General features: G+C 67.6%; 13 protein-coding genes and 1 riboswitch. All 13 genes read left to right on the top strand.

The window, feature by feature from the left end:
• Positions 1–501 precede the first annotated feature (501 nt).
• The 13 genes from rpsB to HBK84_RS08595 all read left to right on the top strand — a co-directional run bounded on the left by rpsB (position 502) and on the right by HBK84_RS08595 (position 12649).
• Positions 502–1359, top strand: a complete 858-nt coding sequence (rpsB, locus tag HBK84_RS08655; RefSeq protein ID WP_167318672.1) for a 30S ribosomal protein S2 — start codon at positions 502–504, stop codon at positions 1357–1359.
• Between the two features lie 114 nt (positions 1360–1473).
• The gene (gene tsf, locus HBK84_RS08650) at positions 1474–2304 is read left to right on the top strand and encodes a translation elongation factor Ts (protein ID WP_064846724.1); all 831 of its coding nucleotides are present in this window, start codon (positions 1474–1476) and stop codon (positions 2302–2304) included.
• A gap of 200 nt (positions 2305–2504) precedes the next feature.
• Positions 2505–3281, top strand: a complete 777-nt coding sequence (pyrH, locus tag HBK84_RS08645) for a UMP kinase (RefSeq protein ID WP_064845980.1) — start codon at positions 2505–2507, stop codon at positions 3279–3281.
• A gap of 119 nt (positions 3282–3400) precedes the next feature.
• Positions 3401–3958, top strand: a complete 558-nt coding sequence (frr, locus tag HBK84_RS08640) for a ribosome recycling factor (protein ID WP_035963538.1) — start codon at positions 3401–3403, stop codon at positions 3956–3958.
• Positions 3958–4932 carry a phosphatidate cytidylyltransferase gene (locus tag HBK84_RS08635; protein ID WP_167318671.1) on the top strand — a complete coding sequence of 325 codons (975 nt, stop codon included), beginning with the start codon at positions 3958–3960 and terminating at the stop codon, positions 4930–4932. Before frr ends, HBK84_RS08635 begins: the two co-directional genes overlap by 1 nt.
• An 85-nt stretch (positions 4933–5017) precedes the next feature.
• A complete protein-coding gene (locus HBK84_RS08630; protein ID WP_167318670.1) occupies positions 5018–5761 on the top strand; it encodes a DivIVA domain-containing protein in 744 nt (247 codons plus the stop codon).
• Between the two features lie 161 nt (positions 5762–5922).
• A complete protein-coding gene (locus HBK84_RS08625; protein ID WP_085106661.1) occupies positions 5923–6312 on the top strand; it encodes a DUF485 domain-containing protein in 390 nt (129 codons plus the stop codon).
• Positions 6309–7949, top strand: coding sequence for a cation acetate symporter (locus HBK84_RS08620; protein WP_167318669.1), 1641 nt, complete (start codon positions 6309–6311; stop codon positions 7947–7949). Before HBK84_RS08625 ends, HBK84_RS08620 begins: the two co-directional genes overlap by 4 nt.
• 161 nt (positions 7950–8110) lie before the next feature.
• Positions 8111–8374, top strand: a complete 264-nt coding sequence (locus HBK84_RS08615) for a GlsB/YeaQ/YmgE family stress response membrane protein (protein ID WP_035963529.1) — start codon at positions 8111–8113, stop codon at positions 8372–8374.
• 162 nt (positions 8375–8536) lie between these two features.
• The gene (gene dxr / locus HBK84_RS08610) at positions 8537–9796 is read left to right on the top strand and encodes a 1-deoxy-D-xylulose-5-phosphate reductoisomerase (protein ID WP_167319175.1); all 1260 of its coding nucleotides are present in this window, start codon (positions 8537–8539) and stop codon (positions 9794–9796) included.
• Positions 9797–9849: 53 nt separating this feature from the next.
• A riboswitch (SAM riboswitch) is annotated at positions 9850–9964 on the top strand.
• Positions 9965–10059: 95 nt separating this feature from the next.
• Positions 10060–10944: a MetQ/NlpA family ABC transporter substrate-binding protein gene (locus HBK84_RS08605; RefSeq protein ID WP_167318668.1), complete on the top strand. Its 885-nt coding sequence runs from the start codon at positions 10060–10062 to the stop codon at positions 10942–10944.
• Entirely contained in the window at positions 10941–11993 is a 1053-nt protein-coding gene (locus HBK84_RS08600) for a methionine ABC transporter ATP-binding protein (protein WP_167318667.1), read from the top strand. The genes HBK84_RS08605 and HBK84_RS08600 overlap by 4 nt, the downstream gene beginning before the upstream one ends.
• Positions 11993–12649: a methionine ABC transporter permease gene (locus tag HBK84_RS08595; RefSeq protein WP_035963525.1), complete on the top strand. Its 657-nt coding sequence runs from the start codon at positions 11993–11995 to the stop codon at positions 12647–12649. Before HBK84_RS08600 ends, HBK84_RS08595 begins: the two co-directional genes overlap by 1 nt.
• Positions 12650–12689: the final 40 nt, after the last annotated feature.

The raw sequence follows: 12689 nt of genomic DNA, 5'->3' as shown, positions 1-12689 counted from the left end.
TACACGGCGTGGTGCGGGGACCGTCCGGGCGGGCGTGCGGGAAACGGCGGGTGCACGGGAATGGGTGGGACCGTTGGAACGGGTGGGCGAGGAGGAATGGGTGGGGCGGCGTCGTCGTGACCGGAGGAACACATGACGACAGCGTGCGGCAGCCCGGTCCGAAGGGGCGGGGAGGCGCTCCGATGTGGAGCGAGGACGCCGCGCGATGCTGTATCCTACAGGGTGCAGTCACTCTGCCATTGGTTCACCGTGCCCGCTCGCGGGTGCGCGCCAATGCGGGATGGCTGACTTCGCGCGCGAGGGAACCCACGGCGGACATGGTCCGCCCGGGTGCGTGGTCCTCGGTCCGAGGCCCCGGTTACCGGGTGGTCGCGGTATGGAACCACGGGAGCCTGCTCCACGAGTAGGACTCACGAATCGCGCCAGGGACCGGCACGGCCGGTCGACAACCGTAAACACCGAGACGGCCCGCGGGCCGTCCATTATTCATGAGGAGACGACATGCCTGTCGTTACCATGCGCCAGATGCTCGACAACGGCGTCCACTTCGGCCACCAGACCCGTCGCTGGAACCCGAAGATGAAGCGCTTCATCTTCACCGAGCGCAACGGCATCTACATCATCGACCTGCAGCAGTCGCTGGGCTTCATCGACAAGGCCTACGAGGCCGTCAAGTCGACCGTGGCCCACGGCGGAACCATCCTCTTCGTCGGCACCAAGAAGCAGGCGCAGGAAGCGATCGCCGAGCAGGCGACCCGCGTGGGCATGCCCTACGTGAACCACCGTTGGCTCGGTGGCATGCTCACCAACTTCCAGACGGTCTCCAAGCGGATCGACCGCATGAAGGAACTGGAAGAGGTCGACTTCGACGACGTCGCGGGCTCGCAGTACACCAAGAAGGAATTGCTGCTGCTGCGCCGCGAGAAGGAGAAGCTGGAGCGCACGCTCGGCGGCATCCGCAACCTCACCAAGACCCCGTCCCTGGTCTGGATCGTGGACACCAAGAAGGAGCATCTCGCGGTGGACGAGGCGCAGAAGCTCGGCGTGCCGATCGTCGCGATCCTCGACACCAACTGCGATCCGGACGAGGTCGCGTTCCCGATCCCGGGTAACGACGACTCCATCCGCTCCGTCTCATTGCTCACCCGCGTGATCGCCGACGCCGTGGCCGAGGGCCTTATGGAGCGCAACAACGGCAAGTCCAACGCCGCCGAGGAGCCCATGGCCGAGTGGGAGCGCGAGCTGCTGGAACAGCACAACGAGCAGACCACCGAGCAGGCGGCCCCGGCCGAGCAGACCGCGCCCGCCGCCGAGCAGCCCGCCGAGACCGAGCAGAAGGACGCCCCCGCCGCCGAGTGAGGCCGGTGAGCGAGTTCACCTTCCATTCTTCCCGGTGACCCATCGTGGTGACCGGAACCGTGCCGGACGTCCTGAGGCGCCCGGCACGGACGAACCGACAACAGAGGAGTTCACATGGCGAACTACACCGCTGCCGACATCAAGGCCCTGCGCGAGCGCACGGGTGCCGGGATGCTGGACGTCAAGAAGGCCCTGGACGAGGCCGACGGTGACGCCCAGAAGGCCCAGGAGATCATCCGCGTCAAGGGCCTCAAGGGTGTGACCAAGCGCGAGGGTCGCTCGACCGCCGAGGGCATCATTGTGGCCCGCACCGAGAACAACGTGGGCTACATGGTCGAGGTCAACTCCGAGACCGACTTCGTGGCCAAGTCCGCCCCGTTCGTGGAGTTCGGCAACAAGGTGCTCGACGCCGCCGTGGCCTCCGACGCCGCGGACCTCGAGTCCCTGCTGGCCGCCCAGGCGGACGGCAAGACCATCTCCGATCTCGTGACCGAGACCGGTGCGCTGTTGGGCGAGAAGGTCGTCGTGCGTCGTGTGGCCCGTGTGGCCGGTGACCACGTGGCCGTGTACCTGCACAAGACCTCCAAGGACCTGCCCGCCCAGGTGGGTGTCCTGCTGGCCGTGTCCGGTGCTGACGCCGAGACCGCCGCGCACGACGTTGCCGTGCACATCGCCGCGATGTCCCCGTCCTTCCTCTCCGAGGAGGACGTCCCCGCGGAGACCGTGGAGAACGAGAAGCGCGTCGCGGAGGAAACCGCTCGCAACGAGGGCAAGCCCGAGAAGATCATCCCGAACATCGTCCAGGGTCGCCTGAAGGGCTACTACAAGGACGTCGTGCTCGTGGACCAGGACTTCGCCAAGGACGCCAAGAAGTCCGTGGGCCAGGTGCTGTCCGAGGCCGGCGCCACCGCCACCGCGTTCGCGCGGTTCCGCGTGGGGGCCTGAGCACCCGTTCGCGGGGTCCCGCGTGCGCCGAGCACGTGAGGCCCACAGCGACGTCTCGACGGGAGACCGTCGCGCGTCCCGCACTGACGCGGCGGGGCACCACTGGGGGACCGGGGGTGCCCCGCCGCTTCTGTATGCTGGAGGGCGGTCTGCCACGGGCGGGCCGCCTCATGACCACGAATCGGCCCCCGGGAGGATCCATGCCCAGCATCATCGAATCGGAACCCCAGGACGAGGCCCTCGGCGGGGACCGGCAGCTGCGGCGCACCGAACCGGCACGTCGCAGGGTCCTGCTCAAGCTCTCGGGCGAGGTCTTCGGTGGCGGCAGCGTGGGCGTGGACACCTCGGTGGTGCGTGAGATCGCCGAACAGATCGCCGCGACCGTGGGCCGCGTGGAGACCTCCGTGGTGGTCGGTGGCGGCAACTTCTTCCGCGGCGCGGAGCTCTCCCAGGCCGGGATGGACCGTTCGCGCGCCGACTACATGGGCATGCTGGGCACCGTGATGAACTGCCTGGCGCTGCAGGACTTCCTGGAGCAGTGCGGCGTGGACACGCGCGTGCAGTCCGCCATCAAGATGGAGCAGGTCGCGGAGACCTACATCCCCCGCCGTGCGATCCGCCACATGGAGAAGGACCGCGTGGTGATCTTCGGTGCGGGTGCGGGCCTGCCCTACTTCTCCACGGACACCGTGGCCGCGCAGCGCGCCCTGGAGGTGCACGCGAGCGAGGTCCTCATGGCCAAGAACGGTGTGGACGGCGTCTACACCGCGGACCCGCGTAAGGACCCGGACGCGCAGCGTCTCGCGAGCCTCACATACGACCAGGCAATCGCGCGGGACATCCGCGTGATGGACCAGACCGCGTTCGCGCTGTGCCGCGACAACAACGTGACCATGCGCGTGTTCGGCATGGAGGGCGCGGGCAACGTGACCCGCGCGGTGCTGGGCGAGGAGATCGGGACCCTGGTCACCCCGTAAGGTCTCGCGGGCCGTCGCATCGCGCGACCAGCCACCCCCTGCCCGTTAGAGTGGGGAGAACGAACCGTCGCCACCGGCGTCAGTACCGCCGGCCGGCCAGCTCATAAGGAGAAACACCCGTGATTTCAGATGTCCTCTCGGATGCCACGACCAAGATGGGTAAGGCGGTGGACGCCGCCAAGACGGACTTCTCCACGGTTCGTACCGGCCGGGCCAACCCGGCGCTGTTCTCGAGCCTGCTCGTGGAGTACTACGGCACGCCCACCCCGCTGCAGCAGCTCGCGTCGTTCCAGACCCCCGAGGCCCGCACCCTGCTGATCACCCCCTACGACCGCAGCGCTCTCAACGACATCGAGAAGGCCCTGCGGGACTCGGACATCGGCGCGAACCCCGCCAACGACGGCAACGTGATTCGCGTGGTCATGCCCGAGCTCACCGAGGAGCGCCGCAAGGAGTACGTGAAGATCGTCTCGAACAAGGCGGAAGAGGGCCGGGTGTCCGTGCGCAACGTGCGCCGCCACGCTAAGGAGGCCATCGAGAAGCTCGTCAAGGACGGTGAGGTCGGCGAGGACGACGGCAAGCGCGGCGAGAAGGACCTGGACGCTGCGACCAAGAAACACATCGACCAGATCGACGATCTGCTTAAGAACAAGGAAGCCGAACTGCTCGGCGCCTGATGGCATCGGCTGATTCCCCCGGCTCCCCGCACCGCGACACCCGCCAGCCGTCTCCCGCCCCGGCGGGGGAGCAGGGGCGGGCGCACGACCCCCTGGTCACCACGGGCTCGCTGCGGCAGGTCCTCACCCGCCCCTTACAGCGCAGCACCGAGCACAAGGCCCCCTCGCGGGCGGGCCGTAACCTCCCGGCCGCCGTGGCCGTGGCCGTCGTGCTCATCGGCGCGCTCGTCACGGGACTGTTCTTCGTCCCGCTCGTACTGGCCCTGCTGGCCGGGACCGCGGCGGGTATCGGGGTGTGGGAGATCGCGCGGTCACTGACCTACAAGGGCGTGCAGATCCCGCAGGTCCCCGCGGTGATCGCAGCGGTGCTCATGCCGCTCGCGGCGTTCTTCGGCGGGGCGGAGGCGCTGTCCATGGCGCTCGTGCTCGCCGTGACGCTCGTGGTGGTGTGGCGGGCCTTCGGGCCCAAGCAGGGGATGATGCTGTCCATCATGGGCTCGGTGTTCGCGCTCGTGTGGGCCTCGTTCCTGCTGAGTACGGCGGTGCTGCTCTACCATTCCCCGGACGGACCCCACAAGGTCCTCACGATCATCCTGCTGGCCGTCAGCTCCGATACCTTCGGCTACGCGGTGGGGGTCGTATGGGGCAAACACCCCATGGCACCCAAGATCTCTCCCAAGAAGTCGTGGGAGGGTTTCGGTGGATCCGTGGGCGGTGCCGTGGTCGTGGGCGTGCTGTGCGCGCTTTTCCTCGTGGAGATGCCGTGGTGGCAGGGCGCGGTCCTGGCGGTCGCGATCGTCGTCGTGGCCACCGTGGGCGACTTCTCCGAGTCCATGATCAAGCGGGAGATCGGGATCAAGGACATGGGGACCCTGCTGCCTGGTCACGGCGGAGTGATGGATCGCATCGACTCCATCGTCTTCGCCGTGATCACCGGCTACGTGATCTTCGAACTGTTCACCGTCCTGGGGTGACGCGGTCGCGGGCCGACCGCCCGCGCGCCCGGGACGCACGGACGCCGCCCCTCGCGGGTTGCGTCCCGGCCGCGAAAGGGCGGGTATGACTACTCAGCAACGTTTCGATCGCCTCGGCGAGCGGGCCTGGGGTTACGACCCCGCCCAGGTGGACGACTTCCTGGACCGCCTCGCCGCGGTCATGCATACGACGACGCCGACCGCCCCCGGTGGCCACGCGGACCCGGTCGCGGGCCCCGGGACGGTCGCTGAGCCGGTCGTTGACCCGGCCGATGTCAAGGACCCCGTCACCGCCGAGGACTCTGCTGCGTCCGCGGACACCGCCGGGGCGACCGACGCGGACCGTGAACCCGAGAGCGCGGAGGCGGCGCAGCGGCGTCGTCGGCTGGGCAGCCGGCAGGTGCGCGAGCGCGTGTTCGACCGCGTCAAGGGCGGTTACGACCCCGGAGCGGTGGATGCCCATCTGGACGCCGTGGAGGACGAGCTGTTCGCGCGCGAGAAGGCCGCGTTCGTGGCCGAGCACGGCGCCCGGCGCTGGGAGGAGCACCTGGAGCTGTTGGCCGGGCTGTTGCTGGGGCGGCTCAACCGCCCGCACGGTGAACGCTTCCGCCGGCCGAGTTCGCACCGCACGCTGGGTTACGCGGCGGCGGACGTGGACGTGCTGTGCGACCGGCTCATGGACGCGTTGCGCGGTGAACCCGAGGTGGACCCGCGGCTCGTGAGGACGGCGGTCTTTCGATCCGCCCAGGGTCAGCGCAGCTACGAGGAACAACAGGTGGACGCGTTTCTGGACCGGGCCGTGGAGTTTGTCCTGGCCATGCGGCCGTAGCGGCGCGCCATGACGCCGAATGTATACACAGATCGATCAAAATTATAAGGTGGGCTAACCAGACCGCGGATTTCAGGCGTTTTTCGACGTTGTGACGGACATGTCTTGTGTCATTGGATACACAGTGCGTACTGTGGTGACCATCACACAAGGAGGCACACATGGCGTCCACGCCCCCTGTCGACCCCAACGGTTCCACGGCAACCCAGGGCATCGACTTCCCCGCGGTCCAGCGTTCGCACGAGTTCCAACGGCTGCGCTCGACCCACCGATCCTTCGTCTTCCCCCTGGCCATCGCGTTCCTGGTCTGGTACCTGCTCTACGTGGTCCTCGCCATCTACGCGCCGGGCTTCATGTCCACGCGGGTCGTGGGCAACGTCAACCTGGGTCTGATCCTGGGTCTGCTGCAGTTCGTCACCACATTCGGGATCACCGCCGCGTACGTGAGCTTCGCCAACCGCAAGCTCGATCCGCAGGCCACCGCGTTGCGTGAGGACCTCGAATCCACTTCCGGCCACCGGGCCGACGACCACCAGGAGGCCCGGCCATGATCGCCGTCCCCGCCCTCTCGACACCCGCGGTGCACCTGGCGGAGACCGCCACGTCCACCGTGGGTAACCCCGCGATCAATATCTCGATCTTCCTGGCGTTCGTGCTCGTGACGCTCGTGGTCGTGATCCGGGCGTCCAAGTCCACCGCCACGGCCGCGGACTACTACGCGGGTGGGCGCTCGTTCTCCGGGACCCAGAACGGTCTGGCCATCGCGGGTGACTACCTCTCCGCGGCGTCGTTCCTGGGCATCGTGGGCGCGATCGCCCTGCAGGGCTACGACGGGTTCCTGTACTCGATCGGCTTCTTCGTCGCGTGGCTCGTGGCCCTGCTACTGATCGCCGAGCCGCTGCGCAACACCGGCAAGTTCACCATGGCGGACGTGCTGTCGTTCCGATTGCGGCAGAGGCCCGTGCGGGTCGCGGCGTCCATCTCAACCCTGGCCGTGACGTTCTTCTACCTCCTGGCGCAAATGGCCGGGGCGGGGGCCCTGGTGTCCCTGCTGCTGGGGATCGGCTCCCGGGCCGGGCAGTCCCTGGTGATCGTGATCGTGGGCGTCATCATGATCGTCTACGTGCTCGTGGGCGGCATGAAGGGCACCACATGGGTGCAAATCATCAAGGCGTGCCTGCTCGTATCCGGCGTGGCCGTGATGACCGTGTGGATCCTGGCCTTGTTCGGGTTCAATTTCTCGACCATGCTCGGCGCGGCCGTGGAGACGAACAACAACCCCGCGATGCTCGATCCCGGGCTGAAGTACGGCGTGAGCGAGATCTCCAAGCTGGACTTCATCTCGCTGGGTCTGGCCCTCGTCCTGGGTGCCGCCGGCCTGCCGCACGTGCTCATGCGCTTCTACACGGTGCCCACCGCCAAGGAGGCCCGCAAGTCCGTGGTTTGGGCGATCACTCTGATCGGCCTGTTCTACCTCTTCACCCTGGTGCTCGGGTTCGGTGCGGCCGCGCTGATCGGTGCGGACCGGATCAAGGGCGCGCCTGGTGGTGTGAACTCGGCGGCTCCGTTGCTCGCGTACGAACTCGGCGGGTCCATCCTCATGGGTCTGATTGCGGCGGTCGCGTTCGCCACGATCCTCGCCGTGGTCGCCGGTCTGGCCATCACGGCCTCCGCGTCATTCGCACACGACATCTACACGTCCGTGATCAAGAAGGGCACCTCGGACCCGCGTCAGGAACTGCGCGTGGCCAAGACCACCGTGGTGGTCATCGGCCTGATCTCGGTCGCCGGCGGCATTGGCGCGCAGGGTCAAAACGTGGCGTTCCTCGTGGCCCTCGCCTTCGCGGTAGCGGCCTCCGCCAACCTGCCCACCATCCTCTACTCGCTCTACTGGAAGCGCTTCACCACGCGCGGCGCGGTATTGTCCATGTACGGCGGGCTGATCATCTCCGTGGTGCTCATTATCTTCTCCCCGGTGATGTCCGGATCGGAGACCTCCATGATCCCCACCGTGGACTTCGCGTTCTACCCGCTGTCCAACCCCGGCATCATCTCGATCCCGGCGTCCTTCCTGCTCGGTTTCCTGGGCTCGCTCAGCGAGCGCCGGCCGGAGGACCCGCGCAAGCAGTCCGAGATGGAAGTGCGTTCCCTCACGGGAGTGGGAGCGGAGAAGGCCGTCTCGCACTGACCCGGTTCACCGCCCCTTGACACGGCCGCCGTGTCCGGTTTCATCCGGACGCGGCGGCCCGTGTAGCGTTGGTGTCTGGTACTACACTGTGAACCAGTTCGCTGACCACATGCGGTTGCGGAACACCGCAAACGCGCACAACGAGAACCAGAGGTGGAGAAATGGGCATCATTAGCTGGATCATCCTCGGTCTGATCGCCGGCGCGCTCGCCAAGCTGATCCTTCCGGGCAAGCAGGGTGGCGGGATCATCGTCACCATCATCCTCGGCATCGTGGGGGCCTTCCTGGGCGGCTGGCTGGGTAGCTTCATCCCCGGCCTGAGCGACGGGATCAACAGCTTCAGCATCGGCACGATCATCACGTCCGTGATCGGCGCGATCATCGTGCTGCTCATCTACGGCGCCGTCGTCGGCCGCCGTCGCTGAATCACCCGCGGGTCCTGAACGGGACTTCCACACAAGGGCGTCACCTCCGGGTGGCGCCCTTGTCGTATCTCCCGTGTCGTGCGTCCGGAGTCGTGTGCTCGGTGTCGTGCGTGCGGGGTGCGGCGCTCACGCGATACTGGGGTCATGACTTCCTCCACCGGCATGACCCCCGATCTTGACTCCGCCACCCGGCAGGCCCCCCGGCGCCTCGTGATCCTGGGGTCCACGGGATCCATCGGGACGCAGGCGCTCGACGTCGTGTCCGAGGCCGCGGGGCTGCGCCGGCCCGTCTCGGATGCCACCCACGAGCCCTTCGAGGTCGTGGCGCTCGCCGCGGGCGCGGGTCACCTCGAGCTGCTCGCTCAGCAGGCCGTGACGTTCGGTGTCCGTGCGGTGGGCACGAGCGGTACGGCGGACGACGCCGCCCGGTTGCGTGAGCTGATCGCGGACCGGTCACGCGCGGCGTCGTCGGCGGCACCCGAGGTCCTGTACGGGCCGGACGCTGCAACCCGGATCGCGCAGTGGGAGGGTTCGGACCTCGTGTTGAACGGAATCACCGGGAGCATCGGGCTCGCACCCACCCTGGCGGCGCTGGGAGCGGGTCGGCGGGTGGCGCTCGCGAACAAGGAGTCCCTGATCGCGGGCGGTCCGCTCGTGTTGCGCGCCGCGGCGGACACGGGCCTCGAGGACGCGCTGATCCCCGTGGACTCCGAACACTCGGCGATCGCCCAGGCCCTGCGCTCCGGGACGGCCTCCGAGGTGCGCCGGCTCGTGCTCACGGCGTCCGGCGGACCGTTCCGCGGCATGACGCGCGAGCAGCTCACGCGCGTGACACCCGAACAGGCCCTGCAGCACCCCACGTGGGACATGGGGGTCATGGTCACCACGAACTCCGCGACCATGGTCAACAAGGCACTGGAGGTGCTCGAGGCGAGCCTACTGTTCGACGTCCCCCTGGACCGGATCGACGTCACGGTGCATCCGCAATCGGTCGTGCACTCCATGGTGGAGTTCGTGGACGGATCCACCCTGGCGCAGGCGTCCCCGCCGGACATGCGCCTGCCCATCGCGCTCGGAATCGGCTGGCCCCACCGCGTGACCGGTGCCGCCGCGGGGTGCGACTGGACCCGGGCCGCACAGTGGACGTTCGAACCGCTCGATTCGCAGGTGTTCCCCGCCGTGGAGCTCATGAAGCACGCGGGTTCGCGCGGCGGGACGTGGCCCGCGGTGTTCAACGCCGCCAACGAGCAGGCCGTGCACGCGTTCCACCGCGGGGCGCTCGGCTTCACGCAGATCGTGGACATGGTCGAGCGTGTGCTGGAGGATCACGACGGCGTCACGCGGCCCACCCTTGAGGACGTCCTGGGGGCGGAGGAGTGGGCCCGGGCCCGCGCGGACGAACGTATCGCCGGGATGGCATAGGGCCCTTCCGGCGGTCGTCGGCCCATGGCAGGGCCATGCTAGAATTCCGGGTGGATGACGAGATCCGGCGCGTAGCTCTGGCTGGCCGGACGGCAACCCTCTCCCGTAGCGGGGTGCCCCAGATGACCATCCGGTCGCGGTTGCAACAGATCACGGCAAGTGCGGTTCCCCGGAAATCAGCACGTACCCGTCCCTGTGCCCTCATCCAGGGGGGACTGTTCGCCCCGCGAGTCCCCGTCACAGACCCCTGGAAAGGCATGATCATGCGAACCAAGCGTTTGATTCCCGTCGTGTTGGCCACCACCCTGGGCCTCACCCTCACCGCGTGCGGCGGCGGCTCCGAAAACTCGGACCCGGCCGCGGACGGCAAGATCACCGTCGGGATCGTGGGCTCGACCCCTGTGCAGGAAGCGTTGAAGCAGGTCGCCGCGGACAACGACATCACGGTCGAGTACGTGGACTTCAGTGACTACAGCCAGCCGAACCCCGCTCTGAAGAGCGGTGACATCGACATGAACTGGTTCCAGCACATCGCGTACCTCGCCGATTACAACAACAACGCCGGGGACACCATCACTCCCGTGGGCTCCACGTCCATCTTCCCGCTGGGGCTGTACTCCAAGAGCGTGAAATCCGTGGGTGACTTCAAGCAGGGTGACGAGATCGCCGTGCCGAACGACTCGATCAACCTGTCCCGCGCCCTGAACCTCTTGCACCAGCAGGGTCTCGTGGAGTTCACCAAGGACACGATCGCCCCCACCGAGCAGGACATCGACACCGCCAAGTCCAAGGTCACGGTCCGCCCGGTCTCCGCCGAGCAGACCGTGCTGTCCATGGACTCCGTGGCCGCCTCCGTGGTCAACAACGACTTCCTGGACCGCGCGAACATCGATCCCAAGTCCGCGCTGGCTCAGGACGATCCCACCGCGGACAGCGCCAAGGTGTACGACAACCTCTTCGCCGCGACCGAGGCGAACGCGGACAACGAGACCCTGAAGAAGGTCGCGAGCTTCTACTACGACGACAAGGTCCAGGACGCGGAGAAGACCGAGACCAAGGGCACCGCGGTGCCCACCAAGGTGGATCAGCAGGAGCTCAAGGACTTGCTGGCCCGCTACTCGCAGGACCTCAAGGAGCAGACCAAGTGAGCCCGTCCGCCACGGCGGACACCCTGGTCAGTTTCCGGGACGTGAGCAAGGTCTTCGTCACGGGGTCCAAACGCCGCCCGCGCACCGTGACCGCGGTGGACTCCGTGGACCTGGACATCCGCCGCGGTGAGATCTTCGCGGTGATCGGCTACTCGGGGGCGGGCAAGTCCACCCTCGTGCGGCTGATCAACGGCCTGGAACCCATTTCGTCCGGGGCGCTCGAGGTCGCCGGTAACCGTGTGGACGGGCGCAGCGAATCCCAGCTGGCGCCCATCCGCCGCAAGATCGGGATGATCTTCCAGCAGTTCAACCTGTTCACGTCACGCACCGTGGCGGGCAACATCGATTACCCGCTCAAGCGTGCCGGGTGGAAGCCCGAGGAACGCAAGGCGCGGGTCGCGGAACTGTTGGAGTTCGTGGGCTTGACCGAGCGCGCCGGGAACTACCCCGAGCAGCTCTCGGGTGGTCAGAAGCAGCGCGTGGGGATCGCCCGCGCGCTCGCGAGCAATCCCGAACTGCTGCTCGCAGACGAGTCCACCTCGGCGTTGGACCCGGAGACCACCCAGGAGGTCCTGGGTCTGCTCAAGCGCGTCAACCGTGAGCTGGGGATCACCATCGTGTTGATCACCCACGAGATGGACGTGGTGCGGGCCACCGCGGACCGCGTGGCCGTGATGGACAGCGGTCGTGTGGTGGAGACCGGGACCACCGCGGAGGTCTTCGCCCACCCGCGGGCGCAGACCACGCGCAAGTTCGTCTCCTCGGTCATGCGCACCGTGCCGCGCGCGGACGAGATCGAGAAGCTGCGCCGGGAACACCCCGGGCGGCTCGTGCTGGTGGACGTCACCGACCAGAACCGGATCGGGGACGTGCTCTCGGACGCCGCCCGTGACGGTGTCAGCTTCAACATCGCCTTCGGGGGGATCTCCATCCTGCAGTCACAGTCCTTCGGAACGCTCACGCTGTCCCTGACCGGTTCGGACGAGTCCGTGGACCGCGCCGTCGAGAGTCTGCGCGCCGTCACCACGGTGCGGGAGGTGAGTGAGTGATGGAGTGGTCTGCTCTGGGCCCGCAGTTGCTGGACGCAACCGGGCAGACGCTGTATATGGTCTCCGTGACCCTCGTGCTGGCCGGGCTCATCGGCCTGGCCGTGGGTATGGGGCTCTACGTGACCCGGCGGGGCAGCATCCTGGAGAACGGTCCACTGTTCACCGCGCTGAACCTTTTGGTGAACTTCGTGCGTCCCATCCCGTTCATCATCCTGCTGGCCGCCCTGGGTCAGGTCACGGAATCGGTCGTGGGCACGCGCCTGGGCCCCAACGCCGCGATCTTCACCATGACCATCGGCGCTACGTTCGCGGTGGCCCGCATCGTGGAGCAGAACCTCATGACGGTGGATCCCGGGGTGATCGAGGCCGCGCGGTCCATGGGGGTCTCACGCTGGAAGATCATCACCACGGTGATCCTGCCGGAGGCGCTCGGCCCGCTCGTGCTGGGGTACACGTTCCTGGTCATCGGCATCACGGACATGTCCGCGATGGCCGGTGCGATCGGTGCCGGCGGTCTGGGTGACTTCGCGTTGCGCCTGGGCTATCAGCGCTTCAACGACCAGGTCACGTGGGCCGCGGTGATCGTGATCATCATCCTGGTCCAGCTCGTGCAGTTCTTCGGCAATTGGCTCGCGCGCAGGATCATGCGCCGCTGACGCTCACGCGCCCCGTACCATGGCGACGCCGCCCCCGGAA

The sequence above is a fragment of the Kocuria sp. KD4 genome, assembly GCF_011769905.1.
GTDB lineage: Bacteria > Actinomycetota > Actinomycetes > Actinomycetales > Micrococcaceae > Kocuria > Kocuria marina.
This window is presented reverse-complemented; position numbering and strand designations above follow the sequence as displayed.

What these genes read in the sequence shown, in the direction of transcription:
- rpsB (WP_167318672.1), top strand. Translation starts at nt 502, where the DNA reads ATGCCTGTCGTTACCATGCGCCAGATGCTCGACAACGGCGTCCACTTC.
- tsf (WP_064846724.1), top strand. Translation starts at nt 1,474, where the DNA reads ATGGCGAACTACACCGCTGCCGACATCAAGGCCCTGCGCGAGCGCACG.
- pyrH (WP_064845980.1), top strand. Translation starts at nt 2,505, where the DNA reads ATGCCCAGCATCATCGAATCGGAACCCCAGGACGAGGCCCTCGGCGGG.
- HBK84_RS08635 (WP_167318671.1), top strand. Translation starts at nt 3,958, where the DNA reads ATGGCATCGGCTGATTCCCCCGGCTCCCCGCACCGCGACACCCGCCAG.
- HBK84_RS08630 (WP_167318670.1), top strand. Translation starts at nt 5,018, where the DNA reads ATGACTACTCAGCAACGTTTCGATCGCCTCGGCGAGCGGGCCTGGGGT.
- HBK84_RS08625 (WP_085106661.1), top strand. Translation starts at nt 5,923, where the DNA reads ATGGCGTCCACGCCCCCTGTCGACCCCAACGGTTCCACGGCAACCCAG.
- HBK84_RS08620 (WP_167318669.1), top strand. Translation starts at nt 6,309, where the DNA reads ATGATCGCCGTCCCCGCCCTCTCGACACCCGCGGTGCACCTGGCGGAG.
- HBK84_RS08615 (WP_035963529.1), top strand. Translation starts at nt 8,111, where the DNA reads ATGGGCATCATTAGCTGGATCATCCTCGGTCTGATCGCCGGCGCGCTC.
- dxr (WP_167319175.1), top strand. Translation starts at nt 8,537, where the DNA reads ATGACCCCCGATCTTGACTCCGCCACCCGGCAGGCCCCCCGGCGCCTC.
- HBK84_RS08605 (WP_167318668.1), top strand. Translation starts at nt 10,060, where the DNA reads ATGCGAACCAAGCGTTTGATTCCCGTCGTGTTGGCCACCACCCTGGGC.
- HBK84_RS08595 (WP_035963525.1), top strand. Translation starts at nt 11,993, where the DNA reads ATGGAGTGGTCTGCTCTGGGCCCGCAGTTGCTGGACGCAACCGGGCAG.